The 22,540-nt window shown below is 50.5% G+C and carries 13 protein-coding genes and 2 tRNA genes; 3 read left to right on the top strand and 12 right to left on the bottom strand.

The window, feature by feature from the left end; translation table 11 throughout:
• The first annotated feature begins 94 nt into the window (after positions 1-94).
• Entirely contained in the window at positions 95-1,027 is a 933-nt protein-coding gene (locus tag ST42_RS01380; protein ID WP_022315627.1) for a peptidoglycan DD-metalloendopeptidase family protein, read from the top strand.
• 307 nt (positions 1,028-1,334) lie between these two features.
• On the opposite strand, the gene ST42_RS01385 is transcribed toward ST42_RS01380, so the two are convergent.
• The 4 genes from ST42_RS01385 to ST42_RS01405 form a co-directional block, all read right to left on the bottom strand.
• On the bottom strand, positions 1,335-1,682 hold the full coding sequence (locus ST42_RS01385) for a hypothetical protein (protein WP_044071977.1): 348 nt from the start codon (positions 1,680-1,682) through the stop codon (positions 1,335-1,337).
• A gap of 188 nt (positions 1,683-1,870) precedes the next feature.
• The gene (locus ST42_RS01390) at positions 1,871-2,674 is read right to left on the bottom strand and encodes a glycosyltransferase family 2 protein (protein WP_042518196.1); all 804 of its coding nucleotides are present in this window, start codon (positions 2,672-2,674) and stop codon (positions 1,871-1,873) included.
• A complete protein-coding gene (locus tag ST42_RS01395) occupies positions 2,671-3,945 on the bottom strand; it encodes a glycosyltransferase family 4 protein (protein WP_042518195.1) in 1,275 nt (424 codons plus the stop codon). The genes ST42_RS01390 and ST42_RS01395 overlap by 4 nt, the downstream gene beginning before the upstream one ends.
• A 711-nt stretch (positions 3,946-4,656) precedes the next feature.
• A tRNA-Phe gene (locus ST42_RS01405) sits at positions 4,657-4,729 on the bottom strand.
• Positions 4,730-4,865: 136 nt separating this feature from the next.
• Here ST42_RS01405 and ST42_RS01410 point away from each other — a divergent pair.
• Positions 4,866-4,938, top strand: a tRNA-Pro gene (locus tag ST42_RS01410).
• Between the two features lie 446 nt (positions 4,939-5,384).
• Here the strand turns inward: ST42_RS01410 and ST42_RS01415 are convergent.
• From ST42_RS01415 to ST42_RS13365, 7 genes are all read right to left on the bottom strand, one after another.
• The gene (locus ST42_RS01415; protein WP_022316502.1) at positions 5,385-8,375 is read right to left on the bottom strand and encodes a PEP/pyruvate-binding domain-containing protein; all 2,991 of its coding nucleotides are present in this window, start codon (positions 8,373-8,375) and stop codon (positions 5,385-5,387) included.
• Between the two features lie 1,075 nt (positions 8,376-9,450).
• Positions 9,451-9,924 (bottom strand): septal ring lytic transglycosylase RlpA family protein, encoded by a 474-nt coding sequence (locus tag ST42_RS01420; protein WP_022316503.1) that lies wholly within the window; start codon positions 9,922-9,924, stop codon positions 9,451-9,453.
• Between the two features lie 9 nt (positions 9,925-9,933).
• Positions 9,934-11,271, bottom strand: a complete 1,338-nt coding sequence (gene gdhA / locus ST42_RS01425; RefSeq protein ID WP_022316504.1) for an NADP-specific glutamate dehydrogenase — start codon at positions 11,269-11,271, stop codon at positions 9,934-9,936.
• Positions 11,272-11,457: 186 nt separating this feature from the next.
• On the bottom strand, positions 11,458-12,306 hold the full coding sequence (locus ST42_RS01430; protein ID WP_044071981.1) for a hypothetical protein: 849 nt from the start codon (positions 12,304-12,306) through the stop codon (positions 11,458-11,460).
• Positions 12,307-12,437: 131 nt separating this feature from the next.
• A complete protein-coding gene (locus ST42_RS01435; RefSeq protein ID WP_082028547.1) occupies positions 12,438-14,948 on the bottom strand; it encodes a helix-turn-helix domain-containing protein in 2,511 nt (836 codons plus the stop codon).
• 352 nt (positions 14,949-15,300) lie between these two features.
• Positions 15,301-18,567 carry a pectinesterase family protein gene (locus tag ST42_RS01440; protein ID WP_052488180.1) on the bottom strand — a complete coding sequence of 1,089 codons (3,267 nt, stop codon included), beginning with the start codon at positions 18,565-18,567 and terminating at the stop codon, positions 15,301-15,303.
• Entirely contained in the window at positions 18,564-20,453 is a 1,890-nt protein-coding gene (locus ST42_RS13365; RefSeq protein ID WP_082028548.1) for a rhamnogalacturonan acetylesterase, read from the bottom strand. Before ST42_RS13365 ends, ST42_RS01440 begins: the two co-directional genes overlap by 4 nt.
• A 332-nt stretch (positions 20,454-20,785) precedes the next feature.
• Here ST42_RS13365 and ST42_RS13055 point away from each other — a divergent pair, with 332 nt between their 5' ends.
• Positions 20,786-21,664 (top strand): L,D-transpeptidase, encoded by an 879-nt coding sequence (locus ST42_RS13055; RefSeq protein ID WP_022316510.1) that lies wholly within the window; start codon positions 20,786-20,788, stop codon positions 21,662-21,664.
• Positions 21,665-21,762: 98 nt separating this feature from the next.
• Here the strand turns inward: ST42_RS13055 and ST42_RS01455 are convergent.
• Positions 21,763-22,540 (bottom strand): hypothetical protein (locus tag ST42_RS01455; RefSeq protein ID WP_044071984.1); only part of this gene is annotated, 778 nt, incomplete at its 5' end.

Here is a 22,540-nt window from a genome sequence, read left to right on the forward strand (position 1 = left end):
CGCGCGATTGACAGTCCGTCATCATGATTAGTCTTACACAAACATAATGCGACAGACAGGAAGACATACTGTTGCATTATAAAATATTTATTTTATGCAATTCAAAAAGACAATCAAGACACTGGCATTAACGGCAGTCATGGCTCTGGCCACAGTACCAGCAGCAGCACAAGACCTCTTGGCACGCCAGGCACCAGTAGACAAGAAACTTAAAGCAGTTGACACTCTCGCACTTCGCGAACTCATACAAAGAGAACAGGCTGGAGCTCCTTCAGCTCAGCTATACAAAGACTGGAACAACAGATACGCTCACCGCGCCACAGAACTTCCAGACTCTTTCAGCATAAACCTGAAACATTTCTGCATGCCTACATCCAGCAGAATCATCACTTCCAACTTCGGAAGCCGTTGGGGACGCATGCACAAGGGTCTCGACATCAAGGTATATATCGGCGACACCATCCGTGCGGCATTCGACGGAAAGGTGCGCATCGTGAGATATGAGGCAAACGGATACGGCAACTACGTTGTGATACGCCACAACAACGGTCTGGAGACCATCTACGGACACATGTCGAAGCATCTCGTGGCAGAAAACGAGCAGGTACGTGCCGGAGACCCTATCGGACTGGGCGGCAACACCGGACGAAGCACCGGTTCTCACCTGCACTTCGAGACCCGTCTCTGCGGCGTGGCTCTCAACCCGGCATTGATGTTCGACTTCCGCAACCAGGACGTGACTGGCGACACATACCTCTTCCGCAAGGAGTCTTACAACAGGGAGTCGCTGGCTGCCACACGTCAGCGCGGCAAGAACGACGATCTGGCTGCCGCAAACGACAACAACTCGAACAACATCGGAGACAATGTGGAGAGTGGCGACGTGCGCTACCACAAAGTGGCAAAGGGCGAGACGCTCGCTGCCATCGCCAGAAAGCGCGGCACCACAATCGACAAGATCTGCAAGCTCAACCACATCAGCAAGAACATGCGCGTGAAGCCGGGACAGATCCTGAGATACTCATAACGAGGGTGCTCATACACTATCGAACCATAGCGAAACTGTATAAACAACACAGGCAAGGAAAAGGCTATCAGGAATATTCCTGGTGGCCTTTCTTATTGGCGTCAACCTGCACACTTTGCCACGGCATCATCCTACTCCAACCGGTCATCAAACCGCCTTGGGCCCGACATGGACAATCGGAATGACACCCTCAAAAAAACAACAAGGGCTACCAGCGGAAACCGATAGCCCTCATCGTGAGATATTCATCCCCCAACGGTCATTATGCAGTTATTTATAACTGCCTGCGGCCGCTTGGAATTTATCGTTACTTCTTCTTGTCACACTTCTTAGCGGCAGTCTTGCATTTCTTGTCGCAAGTAGCGCTCTTCTTGTCGCATTTCACCTTGCAGCAGGAAGCCATCTTGGGATCCTTCATGGCGGCAGAACTTACGCCATTAGTCTTCGCCTTGCAGCAGGTGGCAGCCTTGTCACACTTCTTTGCCTTGTCACACTGCATCTTGCAGTCCTTCTTGCCGTCTTTCTTGCATTCCTTCTTTGCCTTGTCACACTGTGTCTTGCCGTCACACTTCTTCTGGCATACGGTCTGGGCGCTGGCGCTTACCGAAAAGCTCAAAGCCGCCATCACGACAGCTGCGATAATTGATTTTCTCATTTCTTTTGTCTCCTTTTTAGTTTATATTATTAAGTTAAGATACGAAACAGGAATCTTATTGCCACCCGCCACCGTATCCACGGCAGCGACATCGTGCAACAATCCACTGTTCACGCTGCAAATGTAGCCTTTAGTCAGATAAATGAGAAATATTTTTAGTTATTAATACCTAAAGGATATAAAAAACGTCAACGCTTCACCACAGCCCTCACCACAAACCAGGCGTGGAGCAGATAAGTGGTTAAAAGACCGTAATATGTCGCCATTATCTTGAAACGCTCACCGAGCGACGCCTTGTGATGGCGTGTGGTGGTGCCTTCTTTCAGATAATCGGCGAGCACGATGCCACTGTTGGCGAGCGGCAGGTTCTTGTCCTCAGCCTGTTTCATTATCCTTATACACCAGTCGAAGTCTGCCGAATAGCGATACATCAGATTGAAGGGCGTGCGCTTGGCGATGTCGGTGCGGGCGTAAAACGCCTGATGGCATACGAGCATGCCGTGGCGGAACGACCGCCACGTAAGCTTCTCTGGAGGCGACAGCCGGCGGTGGGCAAGAAACTGGCGGTTCCCGTCCACGATGTCGGTATTGCCATAGAGCACGGCAGGCAGTGCGTCCTCTCCCCCATCGGCAGCCACATAGCTGTCCACTCCCGTGTTTGCCACGAGTTCGGCGATGGTATCGTCGGCAGGCAGCGAGTCGCCGGCATTCAGAAAGCACACATAGTCGCCGGTTGCCATCTGCAGTCCCTTGTTCATGGCGTCGTAGATGCCATTGTCAGGCTCCACGAGCAATCTCACTTCATGACCATTGTCAGAGGCGAACGAGCGTTCCATATAGTCTTTTGCCACTACGGCGGTGTCGTCGGTAGAAGCTCCGTCGATGACGATATGCTCCAGAGCGGCATAATTCTGCCGGAACACGCTGTCGAGAGTGGGCTGCAAGAGCTTCTCGGCATTGTATGTAACGGTGATCAGAGTAATCTTTATCATAGTTTATAGCGTTTTAGGGCCAATGCCTCATTATAAGCCTCGATGTATTTCATTGCCACAGAATACTGCGAATAGCAGGTGTTCACCTTTCGCAGCGCCTCGGCGGCGAGCGCCTCGCGGTCGGCCTCACACATCACCCAATGCATGCCTTTGGCCAGATCGTCCACGCTCTTGTATTCTGCCACGTAGCCGTTTTTCAGATGGTCTATCATCTCAGGGATGCCGCCGGTGTTGAATCCCACACACGGCACTCCGCATGCCATTGCCTCCATGATGGTGTTGGGCAGGTTGTCTTCGAGCGACGGCAGCACGAACATATCCACAGAATTGTATACGCTCGCTATCTTCTTCTCGTCGCTCACGTAGCCCAGCGGATACGACGGCAACGGCAGCTTCCCGGCAAGTTCCTCTGCCTGTCCGCCGAGGATGGCGATGCCGGTGTTCTGGCGCATCTCGGGATGCTGCTCCACCATCTTGTTCATGGCGGTGATGAAATAGTCCATTCCCTTGCGCTGGTCGGTGACGCGCTGCGACACGAAGAGTATCAGACGCTTGTCGGCTGGCAGTCCGGCATAGATGCGTGCCTTCTCCTGGTCTTCCCGACAGAACACGTGGGTGTCGATGGGATTGGGGATGCTCATCAACTTCTGGCCGCTGAGCAGTCCGCTCTTCTTAGCCTTGTCGGCGAGCCAGCGGCTGCAGGTGACGAAGAGTATGCTGTTGGTGCCGAGGGCCTGACGCTTGCGGCGCCACACCTTGGCAGAAAGGTCGTTCCTGGATCCGCCGCCGGGCAGCAGCGGACAGTTGCCGCACCTGCTCTCATAGCGGTGGCAGTTGCGGGCGTAATGGCATATCGACGAAGCCGGCCACAGGTCGTGCATCGTCCACACCACCGGTTTCTTGCTTGCCAGGATCTTCTTTATGCCTCCGATGGAGAGCATGCCCTGGTTCACCCAGCTCAGGTGTATTACATCTGCCTCGCGGAATTCCCGTGTCCGGGTGATGTCGGTGCCGGCGTTGGCGATGTCTATCTGGAAGAGGTTGTCGCGTTTGAAGCGCAGGTGGCAGAAGATGACGAAGCGTTCCCAGAGGAAGTTCCATCTCTGACGCCACGACTTGTCAAGCTGCGCCACGGTGATATTGTCCGTGGCCTTGTCTCTCACCAGCATCTTTGTCTTTATGCCGTTGTTGTTCAGTGCGTCCATGAGCCTGTTTGCCGCCACGGCGGCTCCGCCCACATTCTCACTGGTGTTTACGATTAGCACTCTCATGATTTTCGTCTCCTTTTTGTTTCAAATGCAAAATTATGAATTTATTGAATAACGCCAAACCTATGTGCGATAAAAAATCGCGGCACGGGGCAATAGTTCAGAATCTTTCTCCGCACATTTGCAGAGAAAATCAGTATTTAGCATCTCCTTAACGAACGTTTCTTTCCATGGAAACTTTGGGCACAGTTTTGGGTACCCCCCGTGCCCACTTGGGGCAAGGTGCTTGCCCCAAGTGAGAAAGCTGCTTGCCCCACATGGGCAAGCATGCTGCCCATTTATTGCAGTTTTACGATCCTTACCCATGGTTGTGGCTTTGTTGTCGGCAAAGCAGAAGCAACCAGAGAAATGTAAGCCATAATTTATATTGCATGCAAAAGTCTTACCAGACAGTAGTAAGGCAAGCCATCCACTTCCATACGATTCCTTCCTCTTATTCTCCAACCATCCAGACAATTACCCGATGGTTTCAGAGCACAAATAAAGGCGGAAGCACCTGTATATCAACCACTTCCACATCCACAACCAGATGGCTGACGATTTTTTGGAAAAATGAGGTTATATATCAAAATCGAACCGGGAGACAAAGCAAAACAAGTTTCAAGACATATCAATCACCATAAATAATCCATCGAGACGTCCTTTGCTCTACCAACTAAGAGATGGCGGCATAAAAAAAGAGTCACCATATTAGGCAACTCTCTTCGTGAACTGTGGTACCACCAGGAATCGAACCGGGGACACAAGGATTTTCAGTCCTTTGCTCTACCAACTGAGCTATGGCACCATTGTCTTAATAAAAATCGCAACCATTTCTCGATTGCGGGTGCAAAGGTACGCTTTTTTTTCGTACTTCCAAAATTTTATCCCGAAAAATTTCGCTATTATCAAAAAATGCACTACCTTTGCATCACTTTAATAAACGGGATTTAGCGCAGTTGGTAGCGCACGTCGTTCGGGACGACGGGGTCGCTGGTTCGAGTCCAGTAATCCCGACAATACAAGGGTTAGGATATTGCATGGCAATATTTTAGCCCTTGTTACTTTATTATATTATTGTAGCTGAAGAAGAAGTAATCCAAAACACACCAATCCACATGAAGAAAATCAAGATTTGTGAACTTCATAAAAGCGCCGCACGAGACGTAAGGACATAAAAAAAGGAGTACCGCTGTACTCCAACCTTGTTAACCTTAAATCTAATACTATGAAAAACACGTTGCAAAGGTATTGCTTATAACAATAAATTGCAAGTGTTTTTCATGTATTTGTTTCGAAATACACTCAATTCTTGATATACATCAAGGATATAATGTAACAAACCGTCAGCATTCCTCGCTTTTAAGTTACAAAACAACATAGGGTGTAACAATGCCAATGTATATTTCAGCCTGTCAGCACCTATCTGCTTCCAACTATCCAACAAGGAGGAGAAGCGGCCATTATCGTGCGTCATTCCCTTTCGCATCTTCCGTATCGCATATTACCAGTCCCTCCTGTTTCATTCCGTCCATCATGATATGCAACGGTTTGCTGAAACGAACGTGGCGCACATGCGGTGTCTCTTCTACGGCAGGCATAGCGTCGAGAATCTCCTTGCGGAAGAATCCCATGCCTTTATTCTCGTCGATGGTGAAATAGCCGACACCGAAACTGGTGAGGTTCTGGAAGAAGTGAGTGCCCTGACTCGGATCCACACTGTAGTTCTTCAGCGTGGTCTCCACGATGAGTTTCGCCGCACTGATATGCGGCCACTTCACCGGCACACCGAGCCACGAATCACTCGAGCCCCATCTGCCGGGTCCCACAAGCACATAATTCTTGCCGTCGGCAAGGAATTTCTTGTTTATGCGCTCCACCTCCATCGCCACCACGGGATTGTCAGATGCCGTGAAGTTCTCGTCGGTCTTCACATACACCACATCCACGATATCGTCGCTCACTCCATGTCCCAGGGAATTGTGCGAGCGCAACAGACATTTGTCATCAGGAATTGTCATGATGTCTTGGTCGAGTACCTGTTTGCTGTCCACGATAGGACGTATCTGCAGGAGATAGAACTCTCCCGTGCGGTCATCATTGAGAGTGCAGGCAAACTCAATCTCCACCGGACGGCGCATACTGTCGGCGCCGTGGTGCATTGACAGTTTCAGCAGTTCGGGCAACGGGAACACTCCGTGGCGCAGCACACCGTTGAAACTGACTATCTTGCGTCCGCCATCATACAGTCCGTCGCGAATCACCCGGTCGTTGGCATCATAGGTGGAAGCGATAAAATTGAGAGCGCCGTCGTTTTCGGCATCCTTCACCTTGAGCTTCAGAATATTGAAACCGTCGTCCACCTTGAAGTCCACTCCCACGCGCTTCATGTCGAGGGCATAGAACTGCGTCTGTGTCTGGCGCAGGGCAATCTCCATGTCGCTCGTCTGCAACACCTGGGTGGGATGATACGGACTGACACGCAGCGTCTGTCCACCGTCTACGATATACTTTCCGAGTCCGAGGGCAAGACTGGCGATACCCTCCTCCGACTTCTCATATCCTAAAGGATAATAGTTGATGGAACGAAGCACACCGCTGAAATTAGGATAGAAATGGTCGCCATACTGCTTGCCCACCACCTCTTGAAGGATTACCGCCATCTTCTCCTGGTCTATCACGTTGCGCGTGGCAGTCATATACGCCTTGGAATCCTTGAAATACACCGAGGCGTACACGCTCTTGATGGCAGCGGCGAGCATACGCAGCATCTCGTCCTTGTCGTCGAGATAGGGTATCATATATGTGGAATATATGCCGGCAAAGGGCTGGTAGTGTGAGTCTTCGAGCAGACTGCTGGAACGTATCGCTATAGGATGGCGGATAGCCTCGAAAAAGGTCTTGAAGTCGTCGATGAACTGGTCTGGCAGCTGCGCCTTGATGAATGCCTGGAGTATTTCCTCGTCGGGAGCATCGCTGAGTGCCAGCTGATAGAGGTTGTTGTTGTCCATGAACTGGTCGAAGACATCGGTACAGAGCACCACGGTCTTCGGTATCGACACCTTCACCCCCTCAAACTCATTGAATTCGGGATGTGTCTTTATGATATTGTCCAGAAAAGCGAGTCCTCTGCCCTTTCCGCCGAGCGAACCGTCGCCGATGCGGGCGAAGTGGCTGTAGGCATCGAAGCGGTCGCGTTTGAACACGGCCACCGTTCCCACGTTCTTCATGTGGCGGTATTGCACGATGGCATCGAAGATGATCTGGCGATGCTGGTCCACGTCTCTGAGTTTCTCCAGCGTCACCGTCTTAAGGAATTCCGACACGGGGAATATCGCCCTGGCACAGAGCCAACGGCTCACGTGGTTGCGCGACAGGTGGTAGAGCATGGAGTCATTTGGGATGCTGAAGATATTGTCCTGCAACTCCTTCAGGTTGCGTATGCGGCGTATCTCCTCATGGGTCTTGGGGTCGCGGAAGATCAAGTCTCCGAATCCCATGTGCTCCGCCATGACATTGCGCAGGTCGATGTTCATCTTCTTTGAATTCTTGTCGATGAAGCGGAATCCCAACTTCTCGGCTTTCTCGGCATTCTCCGTCTCGCTGCTCTCCATAATGAGCGGCAGGAACGGGGCACGGCGGTGGAACTCCGACAGCAGTTTGAGTCCTGCCTCAGAATCTTTCACGCCTCCCTTCGGAAAACGGCAGTCACTGATGACGCCGAGAATGTTTTCGGGGAAGCGCACGAAATAGTCCATCGCCTCCTCGTATGTTCTGGCGAGCACCACCTTTGGCCTTCCTCTCATTCGCAGCGTGGCGGTGTGGGAGTTGAGCGCCTCGGTAGCGAAGCTCTGGCTCTGGGTAAGGATGTAGCTATAGAGGTTGGGCAGGATGGAGGAGTAGAAGCGGATGCTGTCTTCCACCAGGAGTATCATCTGCACTCCCGCCTCGTCGATGTCGTGTTCGAGGTTCATCTTGTCCTCGATGAGTTTTATGATAGAGAGGATGAGATTGGTATTGCCGAGCCAGCAGAACACGTATTCGAATATCGAGAGGTCTTCGTTCATTATCCTTTGCGTGATGCCATGCGAGAATGGCGTGAGCACCACGCACGGGATATCCGGAAACTCCCTCTTCACCGCCCTCGCCACGGTGAAGGCGTCGTTGTCGGCATTTCCTGGCATACATATCACGAGGTCGATGCTCGTGGTGGAGAGCACTTCGGAGGCTTCCACCATGGTGCTCACCTGAGTGAAGGTGGGCGGATAGCGAAGGCCGAGCTCAGTATACTCATTGAAAATCTTTTCATCCACTCGCCCGTCGTCTTCGAGCATGAAGGCGTCGTAGGGGTTAGCGATGATGAGGACATTGAAAATACGATGCGTCATCAGGTTCTTGAATGACACATCCTTGAGATAAAACTTATTCCATTGCTGGGGCGCTTGTTCGTTCATAGGTTGGAGTGTTATTTGTTTGTATTGCCTGCAATTCACATCTTTGCACTGCTTCCGTTATGTGTCAGCAATGCTGATGAAATCGGTTCTTGATGCAAATATATCCATTTTCTCGCTAACACACAAATTAAGTATATATAAAATCACAAGCAATATGTCAACAATTTGGAATGAAAGACAACATATTAAACCTTAAACCACAGGTCCGGTTGGCCGACAAGCAAGTCTGCCACAAAGTGGCCGAACAACATTAAAAGGGACATTTTTATAAAGCAAAAGGGGATATTCGACACCCAACCTTTAAAAAACGTGAAAAGAAAAGGAATACAAGAAGAAAAGTTACGCCATTAAGAGTATAATACGTATATTTGCACTGAAAGTATATGGATAATTCTTACCACAACGAGCACAGGCATCATTAAAGCCTGATGCCAAAAATCTAAAGCATGAAGTAAGTTGGTTGCAACATGCGCCAACACGAGGAACGACAAAGGCGTTATTCAACAGCCTAATTCTCAAAACTTAAAAATGCAGGGATGATTGTTTATCTTGCGGCAAAGGGATTATCCTATATGATGACATTGACTGCGTATGTCATGCCTGAGAAACAAGGCTGACAGAAGCACGAAATAATTGTCGGGAATGTTATGCCGTGTCAGGAAACGAAGCAGCGGCGAAACGAACAGGCATCGGCGGCAAGCGGATTGTCTGAGACAAGAGATTCATAATAAAGACTTTTCATAACATTAATTAATTTATTGACTTACATATTTATTAAAAAACCTGGAGAGGTTTAAAAGAAATTCATGAAGCTGGATTGCCTGTTTTTCGCAGGACAACAATCTAAAGAACGATGTGATATCGGCGCTTCAAAACTTATGTAATTAGCGACATAAGGTAAATAGCTTTAGTGGAAGTTCAGCGTGCGAGAGCATACTGGACTTTTTTTTATGAACCGATCTAAAGCACATGAAAAACCAAATGCCAAGAAATACCTGGAATACAAAGAAACTCCAAGCCGCTGACAAAAACAAAAGAGACCAGACTCTGCACCAGGACAAATACAACAGCCGTCCTACTTCTTCACATTCTTCTGCTGCCATGCCGGCACATAGCCGTCAGCTGGTTTTGTCACCTCCAAGTCAAATTCCGGAAGTTCCACATCATCGTCACCACGATACGGAATTTCATTTTTGCGATGGAAACGCTCCACCAAGACCGTTCCCACTCCTGCCGCCATCAGCCCCAACTGTTTTGCCGCCGCCATCGAAAGGTCGATGATCCTGCGTGCATGACGCGAACAGCGGTCGGTAACCCTCACGACAACACTCTTGCCGTTTTTCACGTTTGTCACCCTTAGCAAAGTGCCAAGAGCATACTTTGCATGGGCACACGTCATACTGTCGCGATGGTATTTCTCCCCATTGCTCATTCGTCTGCCATGCATACGGTTAGAATAATAGGATGCCACCCCTCTCTCCTGAGCGAGGAGAGAGAGACGACATCCAAATGTAATCAATAAAATCAGTATTATGAAGTATTTTCTCATCAAAAAGAATTATACTATACCCTGAGCCATCATAGCGTGAGCTACCTTCATGAAGCCGGCGATGTTAGCACCCTTCACGTAGTTGATGTAGCCGTCAGCCTCAGTACCGTACTTAACGCACTGCTCATAGATGTCGCTCATGATCTGATGCAGACGCTCGTCTACCTCAGCCTCTGTCCAACCGAGGTGGATAGCGTTCTGAGTCATCTCAAGACCAGAAGTAGCAACACCACCAGCGTTGACAGCCTTGCCAGGAGCGAAGAGCTGCTTAGCCTCGATGAACTTATCAACAGCCTCAGCTGTACATCCCATGTTAGAAACCTCAGCTACGCACAATGTCTTGTTAGCGAGGAGCATGTCTGCGTCAGCAGCACCGAGCTCGTTCTGGGTAGCGCAAGGCAGAGCGATGTCAACCTTAACCTCCCATGGCTTCTTGCCAGCAACGAACTTAGCCTCTGGATATTTCTCAGCGTATGGTGCACAAACGTCGTTACCGCTTGAACGGAGCTCGAGCATATAGTCGATCTTCTCACCGCTGATACCTGTTGGGTCGTAGATGTAGCCGTCTGGACCAGAGATTGTAACAACCTTAGCGCCGAGCTGGGTAGCCTTTGTAACAGCACCCCATGCCACGTTACCGAAACCGCTGACAGCGACTGTCTTGCCCTTGATGTCGATATTGTGAGTCTCGAGCATATGATGTACGTAGTAGATAGCACCGAAACCAGTAGCCTCAGGACGGATCTTTGAACCACCGTACTCAAGTCCCTTACCTGTCAATACACCGTTCCACTGGTGTGTGAGCTTCTTGTACATACCGAACATGTAACCGATCTCACGGCCACCAACGCCGATATCACCTGCAGGAACGTCCTCGTTAGGACCGATGTGACGATAAAGCTCTGTCATGAAAGCCTGGCAGAAACGCATAACCTCTGCGTCGCTTCTTCCACGGATAGAGAAGTCTGAACCTCCCTTACCACCGCCCATTGGCAGAGTAGTAAGTGCATTCTTGAATGTCTGCTCGAAGCCCAAGAACTTCAGGATTGAAAGGTTTACTGACGGATGGAAGCGGATACCACCCTTGTACGGACCGATAGCGCTGTTGAACTGCACGCGGTAACCGAGGTTTACATGAATCTCACCGTTGTCGTCAACCCATGGCACACGGAACGTGATGATACGCTCTGGCTCCACGATGCGCTCGATAATCTTAGCTTTCTCGAACTCAGGATGCTGGTTGTAAACGTCCTGGATGGAAATAAGTACTTCCTTAACTGCCTGTAGATACTCCAACTCGCCTGGATGCTTCTGCTCCAGCTGTTGCATGATTTTCTCCACTTCCATAGTAATGTGTTTTTATTTAAAAGATTATGTTAATTATGTGTTTTATCAAAGTGTTTATTATCACATCGCAAATGTAGGCATTTTCAAAATACGCTGCAAGAAAAATCGAGAAAATTTTATTTTAGTTCTTACTATTTGTTAAATATCTGCTGGTATAGCACCGAAAAACTCGTTTTCTGAGCTTTTTCACCTTATTGTAGTGACGTCAAACTCTCTGATTTCTGATTTGCGGAGTTGTGCCGACTCTTGGGCGCAGACTGTGAAATGCACCTTGCCGTCTTTCAGTTTCTTGTCTGCCTTCACCATCGCCGTATAGCGTATTCCCTTGCCGGGAGCGATTTTTTCCACTATGATTGGAGCCGAAACGAAGACATGCTTGTTGCCGGAAGTCTCCATCACCATGGGTTTCACATTATACATATATTCCGGAGTATTGTTGTATACCTCCACCACCACTTTTGCCAATTCACCGCTATGCAGCTCAAGACCGTTGCCCTTGCCCACGAATCTCACGCTGCGGAGCTCCAGGGGCGAAGCGCTGACTGGAGCCGGATCTGACTGGAGCTTGCTGACTACATCCGGTTCTTCAACGGATGTATTATCGGCAGGAGCATCAAACTGTATCACGTCGTCACCGCCATTCTCAGGGTCGAAATCACTTGTAGCGTCATCGCCTGAATCGCCATAAGACCGGCTGTCATACGAGGAATTGCCGTTTCTGTCGTCTCCACGATAATTCCCGTTTCTGTTGTCTCCACGGTAATTGCCGTCGTAGCGTTCTGCCTTTCTCTGCTGTGCCTTGTCGGCAGCGTCACCCACCACGGCACCTATCACGGCACCGCCGGCCATGCCAACTATCGTACCGACATCGCTGCCTCTTGGTCCACCGCTTATGCCGCCGATGGCGGAACCGAGAATGCTTCCCAACTCTGCTCCGAGAAATCCTCCCGAAGCGCCGCCGTCGCTAATCGAACCGCAGCCCGACACAAGCAGTGCCGCACTGAGTACTACCGCAAATAATCCGTTTCCTTTCATAATCATAGTGTGTTTATGTCCGTAATATATATATATGAGTCGATGGTGCGCACCATCGCACAATACAAAGATAGGAATTATTATTTACATTGCATCCTAAATTGAGCAAAAGAAACAATTTTAGGGAAGTTTTACCCTTCTGCATCTCCGTTTCTCCATTCCTTCGGACTCTTTCCCTTTGATGCCTTGAAGCTTCTGCTGAAATATTTAGGGTCGGAGTATCCGCAAGAATATGCAACGTCGCTTATCGGGATATCGGTTGACGAGAGCAGATGGCACGCACGTTTCATACGCGCCTCACGCAGGAAGTCGAGTGGCGTCACTCCCATGATCTGCTTCATCTTGCGCTGCAGCCCCGACCGGCTCATGGCTGCTGCCGCTGCCATATCACCCACTCCTATCTCCGCATCGCCAAGATGTTCGTCGACAAATGCTGACACGCGCCTCATCATGATGTCATCCTCGGGCGTGAGTTCAGGACGCAGTGGTGTGTCTGCCGGCACCGGTTCATCAGCATCACTGCCAGTACCGTTACTGAGCAGATTCAAGTATGCGTCGAGAGCTTCACGGCGCTGACGCTTTATACGCCTTATATATATAATGGTATATACTGCAGAACCGAAGAACGCCAACAAAAGCAAGAGGAGCAGCACACGGGCGGGAGTAGTCTCCCAGAATGTCGGTGTCACTACTATCGTCAGCCTTCTCACGTTGTCTACCCAGGCGCCGTCGGCATTGGTAGATCTCACTAGCACGACATAGGTTCCGGGCTCCAGGTCGAGCAGTGTGGCAGAATGGTTATGGCCTATGTCATTCCATTTTACGTCTTCCTCATCACCGTCGTCCAAGAGGGCGAAGGCATACGAAAGGCGGACATCGGCGGAATAGTCGAGAGTGGCAAATCTCAGCGTGAAGCTCCTCTCGTTGCTCGCCAGCACCAATGTATCCATAGCATTGACGGAGCAGCTTCCTTCCACTCCCTGCACGCTGACGCCTGTGAAGGCGATAGTCGGCACAAAGGTGCTCTTGCGCAACTGCTGCGGAGCGACATAATACTCTCCGTCTTGCAGTCCGAACAGCCAACGCCCATCTGGCAATCTCACGGGAATTGCCTCTGAGAACCTGCATTCCGACTGGAAGAAATTCTTTCCGAACGAGAGATAATCTCCATTGTCGGGATTGAACATCACCAGTCTGTCGCTTCCCACCATAAGCATCTGGCGAGAAAACCCCACAACCGACAGAGCCACATCGGTGGGCATCCCATTAGCCTCATCATAATGTCGGAAAGACAGCTTGTCTGCCGTCAGGTTTCCCATCTGAATCATATTCACTCCACCACTCTCCGTACTGACAAAAATTCGTCCTCTATAGTCTTCAGCCACGTTCATCACCGCACTGCAACTGAGGGCATCCTTGCGATTTGCCTCACGAGTGTGGCAATGGAACACCATGTTTCTGACGCCATTCCCCGCTACCAGTTTGGCCACAAGCAGTCCGTCGGTCGTGGCGCATAGCATCACATTATCTTTGGTCAGATGTATCATCCTCACCTTCTTTGCCAGAGTGTGGGGATAGTTTCTTAATCCGGAGAAAGGTTTCACCACTACAGGTCTTTCCGCTCTCGGATTCTCAACGCAACACACTCCCCCACCAAGAGTAGCAATCCAGAGTCTGCCCCAACGGTCCTCCTTGATGTCATAGACATTGTCGCTGCCCAATCCTCCGATTTTATCTATTCTGTATGCCTGCATCCCATGACATCCGGTCAGGCGGAAGAGTCCCTGCGGCTTGCTTCCCAGCCAGATGCTCCCGTCTCGGGTCTGAGTGATGCAGTATATCGGACAGCGGAATTTAGTGTAGCCCGCCACAATCCTGCCATCCGGCGCAAGATACCCCACAAGTCTGTTGCTACGGTCGAAAATCCTCACTGTCTCGTCTTCTTTAGTGGCTATCCAGTATCTCTTGTCCCTATCCACGAAGACAGTCTTGACTTCAGCACCATTACCATTTCTCACCACATTTCCGTTCTGTCTCGGAAAACATATCTTGTATATGCAGCTTGTAGCAGCCACCCAGAGATTGCCTTGCTTGTCAGAGAGGCAGAAGCGTGCAGCCTCCAGGCTTTTCCTGTCACCGTAGGGTGTCTCCTTGCCTCCCCTTGGCGTATAGGTCAGTCTGCCGTCATAATACACCTTCCACAGATTTCCCACGCCATCGCGATGGCGATATGGTCTGTTTTCTTTCACCGCCGTGGCATTCCGCCCTCTCAGCTGCATTCCTCCGATTTTTTCAAACCGGTAACGCTTGAGGTTGAAAAGATACATGTCGTCGTCCACCCTGCATCCCAGATTCCCGTCATCACACAACCACACGCTGCGCATGCGGTCTGTTGCCAATCGGCTTCCGTCACCTACACGTCCTTTGAATCCACGGAATTCGTAACCATCGAAGCGACATAGTCCGTTCCATGTCGAGAACCACATCATGCCCTGACTGTCTTGTGCCATCTGAGTGACGTGCCATTGGGTGAGTCCGTCGTTCTCATCATACCGCTGGATATGACAAATCGGTGTGGCTGCAGCAGAGACGGCAGACAGCAGCGACAATGATAATGACAGGACAAGTGTTATAAGCCTCATTGTATATTCGGGACAATTTGTTTTGACAGATTCAGTGCCAGATTAATCCCCAATGTCTGGATTGGTGGAGCAACTGGTTTTACGAATACAAAAGTATGAAAAAAAATCATATTCCGCAACATCTCGTATTACTCATTAATAGCCAAACAAAATTCACTCTTCTAAAAGCAAAATCCAAGCAAGCCCTAACGACCGATTTGGAATAAAAGAAAGCAAAATTCAAGCAAGCCATAGTGACCGATTTGGAATAAGAAAATCTGGGAACGCCACATCACATGGAATCCCCAGACAATCTTTTACTCAAATCTGAAACCAGATTTGGACTACTTATAAATAATCTACCAACTGTTTTTTATTTCATCACTACTTTTCTCGATGTCTTGCCATCAGTAATGACATTGATGCCTTTTGCCGTATCAGCAATTCTTTTGCCATCGATTGTATATACAGCAGTAGCCTTGAATGTGTCGCCAGCAGTCTCTACGGAGCCCACTGCCGATGTCTGGTCTGCCTTGGCAGCCTTACTCAGTCCGCCGTATTCGTTCACAGCCTGTATCAGGTATTCGTTGCCTGCCTCATATTCGCATGATGTGGCAGTAGTGAATCCTTCCACGTTGCCGTTTTTCGTTATCACATAGCAGATGGCATATGGCACAGGCTGCCATTTCAGCATTCCGCCCTCAACTACAGGTGCTGGCGACTCACAAGCCTCGGTAATCAGCTCCGGCTGCCAATTGTCAGAACCGCTGAGCACATTCTTCACCGTATATTGTGCTGCCTCCTCGTCGGTGAGGAAGTTCTTTGCCTTGCCTTCCACCTTTGTGTCGCCGTTCATATAATAATAGGTATCACGGCGGTGAGAGAGATCCACAGGGTTGCCTTCGGCGTCCATAGTGTTGTAGTCAGCCCACAGCACAGGCAGTCCGCCCATCGTTTCATACCATCCCGTGGCAGGTATCGTCACCTCAGCCTTCGTGTTGATGAAAACGGTCTTCGGGAAGTTGTGCCAAGGTCTGCCAAGCCATACCGATGTTTCTGACGGCACGCCGGGAGCAGTTATCACGTTGTTCATGAACACGTATCCCCACTTCACGTCTTTCTGGTGTGATGGTGCCACGATGTATCCTCCGCTCTTGCGCACGATATTGATTGTGTCGTTGTCGAGATAAACGTCGCCGCTGTTGTAGATGAAGTCTACGGCTCCCTCGATGAAGGAGTTCTTCACGTAGTGGCGATAGTTGGATTTGCTTGTAGTTATCCACGTATCCTGATAACTGTACATTCCCACGTTGTTGAACACGATGCGGTCGTTCTCGGTGTTCAGGGCGAGCGCCTGCGGACCGTCGTTCTTCTCCACTCCGTATGAATTCACGAAGCTCAATCCCTCGAAATACAGGTTGGCGGCGTGTGCCACGAATGTAGCTCCCTTGTCCACGCTCAGTGCGTTTGGTCCGCCACACAGTTTGTCATCACTGATAAACACCTTGTCGCGTCCCTGTCCGATGAAGTGCAGATATGGCTTTGTTACCGGCAGGTCAACATGCTCTTTGTATGTACCTTTCTTTATGAATATGAGCCATGGCTTCACTCTGTTCTGCGGTGCGGCATCGATGGCAGCCTGGACAGTGGTGTAGTCTCCGGTGCCGTCTTGTGCCACCACTGCGTCATAGACACGCAGCTCTGGCTGCTGGCGCTCCATAGTGGTGAAATGTATCTCTGTGCCCGAGAAAGCGTTTCCGTTGCGGTCGAGAATCATTCCTGCCGGCAATGTGAAAGTATAAGCAGTGGCATATCTCAGTCCGCTGTACTGATATACCACGGTCTTGCCGCTCACCGTCGGTTTCAAAGCCTCTCCATTGAGCGTTGCCTTGCTTCCTTCTGCAGCCACCACTTTCTCATCGAATGTCAGTATCACTGATCCTGTTGCCGATGCGTCGGCTGCATCATTGGCAGGGATTGTCGAGATGAGTTTCGGTGCCTCGTTGTCTTCCACGATTTCCTTGTCGGCGAGCAGGAAAATCTCCGCCACAGCCAGTCCGTCGTAGTCGCCTGCTGATCCCACGAGCGGTGAGTCATAGTCTGGCAGGAAGCGCACATTCACAAGCTTCTGTCCGTTTGCCTCTGCTGGCAGAGCGAATTCTTCTGAGTCCCATCCGCGGGCCGGCAGGTTATATGTGCCGAAGGTGGTATAGTTTGTTCCGTCGATAGAGTATTGTGCGTTTACGATACTGTGTGCGTTGAAGTCGTCACCTACGGCAGCCGACAGCACCACGTTGGTGTATCCCAGTGTTGAGAATGAGAGTTCGAAATAATATTTGTCGGTGAGTTTTCTCCAGCAGCGTGCGGCATACTTACCGTTCTGTCCGCCTTTACCTGCTCCGCATGCAAGCCATGATGTGGTGTTGCCGGCTTCGTTGCGCAGCGAGAGGAGTCCGGCGTTGTCGCTCTCTGCCTTGTAGTCGGCAGCACGCTCCTGCGACGGGGTGTCGCTATAGAGGTCCCAGCCCACTATATAGTCTGTGCAAGAGAAGTTTGCCGTAAGGTTCTTCTCTCCGTCCATCTTCACTTCGCGTTCTTTGTCTGTCGAGTTGTCGTCCCAGTTGGTGAAGGTGAGGATACGGTTGTCCTGTGCCGTGAGCTTCACGTCGGTTCCTTCTTCATAGTGATGCACTCCGTCCACCACATTGCCTTCTGGCGAGAACTTCACGAGGTTGGCATTTGCTCCTCCCTGCAGTGTCAGGTTCAGGGCGTATACATTGTTCTTCGTATATGTTGCGGTGAGCGATGTGTTTGCCGTCAGCTCAAAGGTGTATGGATTGTCGGTAGACACGATGGCATTGTCGGCTCCTGTCCATCCTGCGAAATGATAGCCGAAGTTCTCGGTAGTGCTCACAGTGACTACCGTGCCTTCGTCGAACTTGTCGCCTGCCGGATTCACGGTGACGGTGCCGGCAGCCTCGTCGGCTGTCCCTACGCTCAGCGTATATACGGGCACAGTGACCGGAGTACCGTTCAGATCGCCTGTCACCACCACGTCGCCAAGGGCGAGCTGCTTGTTGTTGGCGAGATTATACACATAGAAATACAGTTCAACCTTGTCGCTCTCTCCTGTGAGTGAAGTGATGTCGAGCTTCGACTCCGACACGCTGTTGCGCTCCGGGGCGAAACCTTTCACGAGTTCCTCGCTCTTCTCGCCGCATCGGGCCACCACGTCGAGCGTACCGCCGCTGGTACCGCATTTCTGCGATTTGAAGGCTACGCTCTTCGGTGTGAAGGTGATTCCTTTCTTTGGCACGATGCTGAATACTACGTATGATGCATCGTCGCGGGCATTGCTTATCTTTTCTGTCGGATTCAGTTTTGAGAGTCCGCTTTGCAGTCCGTTGAAATACAGTTTCTCGCCCAGCGAGAAACTTGTAGTCGAGATGGCTCCGTCTACGGATATCTCTGCAGCCGATGCATTGTCGGCACTTTTGTCAAACGCCCATTTTATAGTGGCGTCTTTGGCATCGATGACGTCTGCCGCCATTGCACCGCCCAGTCCCATCCATGCTACGAGGACCATGACGATAATTCGGGATAATGTGGTCTTTTTCATATTGAGAATCTGTTTGTTCATTTCATTATTTTTCTTGCCTCTCCGTTCTCTACCACAATGTTCAGACCGTCGTGAATGCCGTTCTGACGAATGCCGTCGAGACTGTAGTATACCTTTTCCGGCTTCAGCTCCGAGCTTTCCACGCTCTTCACTCCATTTGTGGCGCTTACTGCCACTCCTGCCACCTTTACGTCGCTCAGACAGATGGTCTTGCCAGTTGCTGCGCTGCCATACCAAGGATATACGCGCAAGCGTAGCGTCTCGCCCTCAGAGAGTTCTATCACGGGTGTTGCCTTTACCTCCATCATGTCGTTGGCTTTCATCGAACCGGAGAAGTCGGCGATATTAACGGCATTGGCGAAGTCTGCCTCCTTAGAGTAGTAAATCTTGCAGTGCATTCCGTTGCCTCCGCATCCACACACATACAGACTTATCTCGTTCACGTTGAAAGTGGTACCCTTGGCTGGCTTCACTGCGAACTCTATCCATCGTGTTGACACCTCGTCGATTTCGCCTGCCGGCCACGACTCGCCCTCGATGATGTTGCGCTGCGTCTTGCGGGTGGCATCGAAGCCTGTGCCCTCGGGCCATGTGGTATTAGCGTTTGGACTGGAATATTTCTGGAGTTTCATCTCGCTGTATGTCTCGCCGATAGGGTCTACCGGACCTTCAACGGTGCAGTTGTCGTCTTTCTCGAGTCTCCAATATGCCGATGCTGCCACTCCGTCGGCAAGTTCCACACACTTGCCCACTACAGGGATGGTGACTGTCTTGTCGCCGCAGCTCACGGTGATGCTCTCATTGATGTCGCCGGCTGCGGCGAACTCATAGCTTGTCTTGAATGAACCGATAAGATTGCCTTCCTTGTAGGTCAGAGTTGCTGTGGATGAATAGTCGCTGCCGTTGGCAGAAACCTTCAGTCCGTTGCTCGCCGTGATGCTCACGTTGCCGTCGGCTGGCACGAGATCGAAGCCGTTTACCGACACTTCTCTCACCACCGTCTGTCCCTTGTATGCCTGTCCGAGGTCTACAGTTGAGGGATTCACACTGAGGTCGCTCGTCAGGTTGATATTCTCTGACAGTATTCCAGCCTTCTGCATGAGCTGTGCTGCCAGACGGGCTATCAGCGTGGCTCCCATCGCTGAGGTGTGGGTGCTGCCGTTGCCATCGAAGAGCAGGGCGTTGGCTTTGGCGTCGCCATAGCTTTCATAGAGTTCCTTTGTGGCTGTGGTGAGATCGAGATACTGCACTCCCAGTTCCTTTGCCACCTCCTGCATCTGGTATGGATAGTCGTAGGTATGGTCGTCGGCAGCCACTTTGTTGCCGGTAGTGAGCTTACCGCCTTCTATCTTGTCGAACTTGTCGCCGAGGTCGTGGCGTCCGTTTCTGCGAATGGTGCTCCCGTCGAAATATTTTCGGCATATCGCACCCACCAGCACTGGTGTGGCGCCCAAGGCGCGAGTTTCTTCCACATACTTGCGCAGATAGTCCTTATAGGTGCCGCTGGCTGTAGTTCCACGATAGTCGCAGGCATTTGCCTTTGCCTCATCGCCGATGCTCTGATAGTAAGCTTTCAGCTCGTCGCCGTCGCATCCGTTGCTCTTCTCGTCGTTGTGGGCAAACTGAATGAGCACGTAGTCACCTGGCTCTATCTGTTTCTTCACCGACTGCCAGTAGGCGCTCTCCTTATAGAAGCTCTTGCTGCTGGCACCATTCTTGGCACGGTTGTTCACGGTGACATCACCCTTGAAGAACTGTTGGAACATCTGTCCCCAGCCTCTCGTCACGGTGGTGTTCGGGTCATAGGTCGCCATAGTGCTGTCGCCTATGGTATGCACCTTTCTCGCCTGCACACATAATGCAGTGCATGCAGCCACAGCGGCTGCTGCAATGAATCTCAATTTCATCTTCGTTGTATGATTTTGATTTGGTTAGTAATAGTGACTGCAAAATTAGCGGTTAAGGTTGCTAAGCACGGGGAAAAATGCACAAACTTGGTGGATTATTCGGTAAAATGCCGCAAATCAGGGCTTTTCCGACATAACGGAAATGCGCTTTGAAAAGGAAAACGAAAAGAATGTCAGCTTTTTTCATTATCTTTGCAGTCGAAAGAAGGGCTTGCCTTCACCAACCACTTAAAGATGGGAACCGAGATTTCTGTCTATGGGATGGCAAAAAGAAAAGAAATATGACAGTAACTTATAAAAAGAAAGACCAAACAAATAAACATTAAACAGACATGACATCTTATCAAACAAACATGAAAGCGATACGCCTATCCATATTCCTCACGATACTGACTCTGATAATGCAGGCTTGCTCGCCGTCGAACAAAGGCAACGAGATGGCCCAGGATGATGGTCCGCTGGCATCTGCCAACGAGATTGAGGAGATTGAGGAAGAACCGATAAAGATAAAGCATAAGTTCAGCACTGCCGAGGAGGCGATAGAATATATGAACGAGTCGCCGGACAAAGACCGCTATGCCGCCGGTATCATGCACAAGATGGCACACGACAGTCTGGACTACTGCAACCGTCTGCTCAACAGTGAATACGAATATTTCATCATCGTGGACAAGGGCGACATGAAGGTGAAGCTGTTCGACCGCTACGGTGTGTTGCGCAAGTCGTACACCTGTGCCTGCGGAAAGGGATTCGGCAACAAGAGGAGCAGGGGCGACTGCCGCACGCCGGAGGGTTTCTTCAGGGCGGGCAAGGTGCAGAACAGCGAGAACTGGCACTATACCGACGAGAATGGCGTGCGCAGCGAGAACCCGGGACAATATGGTCCGCGCTTCTTCCGCATCGTGACTCCGGGATTCAACTCCACGGGCATCCACGGCACCGATGCTCCATGGTCGGTGGGCGGCAGACGCAGCCACGGATGCGTGAGAATAAAGAATGAGAATATCCTCGAACTGGTGAAGTTTGTCACTAAAGGCATGCCGGTGATAGTATTGCCGGGAAAGAGAGACAAGGAGGTGAACTGGCGCGAAGCTCATCCGGAACTCTTCCCCCAACCAGACTCCACGGAAATTAAGCGTGAGAAAATGAAAGCCGAGGAGATAAAGCGCGACACCACGAAGGCAGAACATGCTCCAAAAGACAGCTTATAATAAACATCAGAATTTGTAAAACCGCCCGACATCCACCGAAAGGGGATGCCGGGCGGCAATCATTTGTTATGGGAATTCAGATTACTTTATAACCTTCATTACTTTGTAACCTTCATTGTCTTCACCTTACCGTCAACAGTCTTCACTGTAACGAGGTATGTACCCTTGGCGAGAGTAGAGAAGTTGTTGCCAACCAATGCTCCACCAAGTGTGCGTACAGAAACCTCAGCACCGGCTGGGATAACGATAGCACCGTTGATACCGTTAACTACCACTGTAAGAGTAGTTGTAGCAGCCTCAGACTCAAGCTCGTTGTAAACTACGACAACCTTATACTCGTGGAGACCAGCGTATGTCTCTGGCTCGTAAGAATAGCTGCCCTCTGCGCCAGGAGCGCCTGCAACAGTAGTAAGGAGAGTCTCGCCCTCGAATACCTTTACTGAAAGCTCTGCGTCAGCAGCGAGGTCGTTGCCGTCAACGTCCTTGGTCGGGTTCTTCCACTTCAGTTTGATAGTCTTGAGATCACCAGCCTCTGTAGCGGCGAGGTCTGTAACAGCAGCTGTAGCCACCGGCTGAACCTCTGCAGTCTTCTCAGCGAGAGAGAAGTCGAAGATGTAGCCATAAGCCTTCTTTCCGTCAGGGTCAGAGATGTGGTAAGCCACATAGTAGTTGCCAGATTCCTCAACAGAGAACTCGAATACGCTCGGATCACGGTCGTAAACAGTGTTGAGCTCGATATCGCCGATAGGCTGTGTGAATGTGCCCTGAACCTTCTTGTTGGTTCCAAGCTTCATAGTGAATGAAGTCGTCTTGTCGTTGAAGCAAGATCTGTTAGTAGCAGTGTGAGTCTTCACAACGTATGTCTTGCCGGCCTCG

Origin of the sequence: Prevotella pectinovora (genome assembly GCF_000834015.1) — a bacterium.
Classification (GTDB): domain Bacteria; phylum Bacteroidota; class Bacteroidia; order Bacteroidales; family Bacteroidaceae; genus Prevotella; species Prevotella pectinovora.

What these genes read in the sequence shown, in the direction of transcription:
- ST42_RS13055 (WP_022316510.1), top strand. Translation starts at nt 20,786, where the DNA reads ATGACATCTTATCAAACAAACATGAAAGCGATACGCCTATCCATATTC.
- ST42_RS01440 (WP_052488180.1), bottom strand. Translation starts at nt 18,567, where the DNA reads ATGAACAAACAGATTCTCAATATGAAAAAGACCACATTATCCCGAATT.
- ST42_RS13365 (WP_082028548.1), bottom strand. Translation starts at nt 20,453, where the DNA reads ATGAAATTGAGATTCATTGCAGCAGCCGCTGTGGCTGCATGCACTGCA.
- ST42_RS01420 (WP_022316503.1), bottom strand. Translation starts at nt 9,924, where the DNA reads ATGAGAAAATACTTCATAATACTGATTTTATTGATTACATTTGGATGT.
- gdhA (WP_022316504.1), bottom strand. Translation starts at nt 11,271, where the DNA reads ATGGAAGTGGAGAAAATCATGCAACAGCTGGAGCAGAAGCATCCAGGC.
- ST42_RS01390 (WP_042518196.1), bottom strand. Translation starts at nt 2,674, where the DNA reads ATGATAAAGATTACTCTGATCACCGTTACATACAATGCCGAGAAGCTC.
- ST42_RS01415 (WP_022316502.1), bottom strand. Translation starts at nt 8,375, where the DNA reads ATGAACGAACAAGCGCCCCAGCAATGGAATAAGTTTTATCTCAAGGAT.
- ST42_RS01435 (WP_082028547.1), bottom strand. Translation starts at nt 14,948, where the DNA reads ATGAGGCTTATAACACTTGTCCTGTCATTATCATTGTCGCTGCTGTCT.
- ST42_RS01395 (WP_042518195.1), bottom strand. Translation starts at nt 3,945, where the DNA reads ATGAGAGTGCTAATCGTAAACACCAGTGAGAATGTGGGCGGAGCCGCC.
- ST42_RS01430 (WP_044071981.1), bottom strand. Translation starts at nt 12,306, where the DNA reads ATGAAAGGAAACGGATTATTTGCGGTAGTACTCAGTGCGGCACTGCTT.
- ST42_RS01385 (WP_044071977.1), bottom strand. Translation starts at nt 1,682, where the DNA reads ATGAGAAAATCAATTATCGCAGCTGTCGTGATGGCGGCTTTGAGCTTT.
- ST42_RS01380 (WP_022315627.1), top strand. Translation starts at nt 95, where the DNA reads ATGCAATTCAAAAAGACAATCAAGACACTGGCATTAACGGCAGTCATG.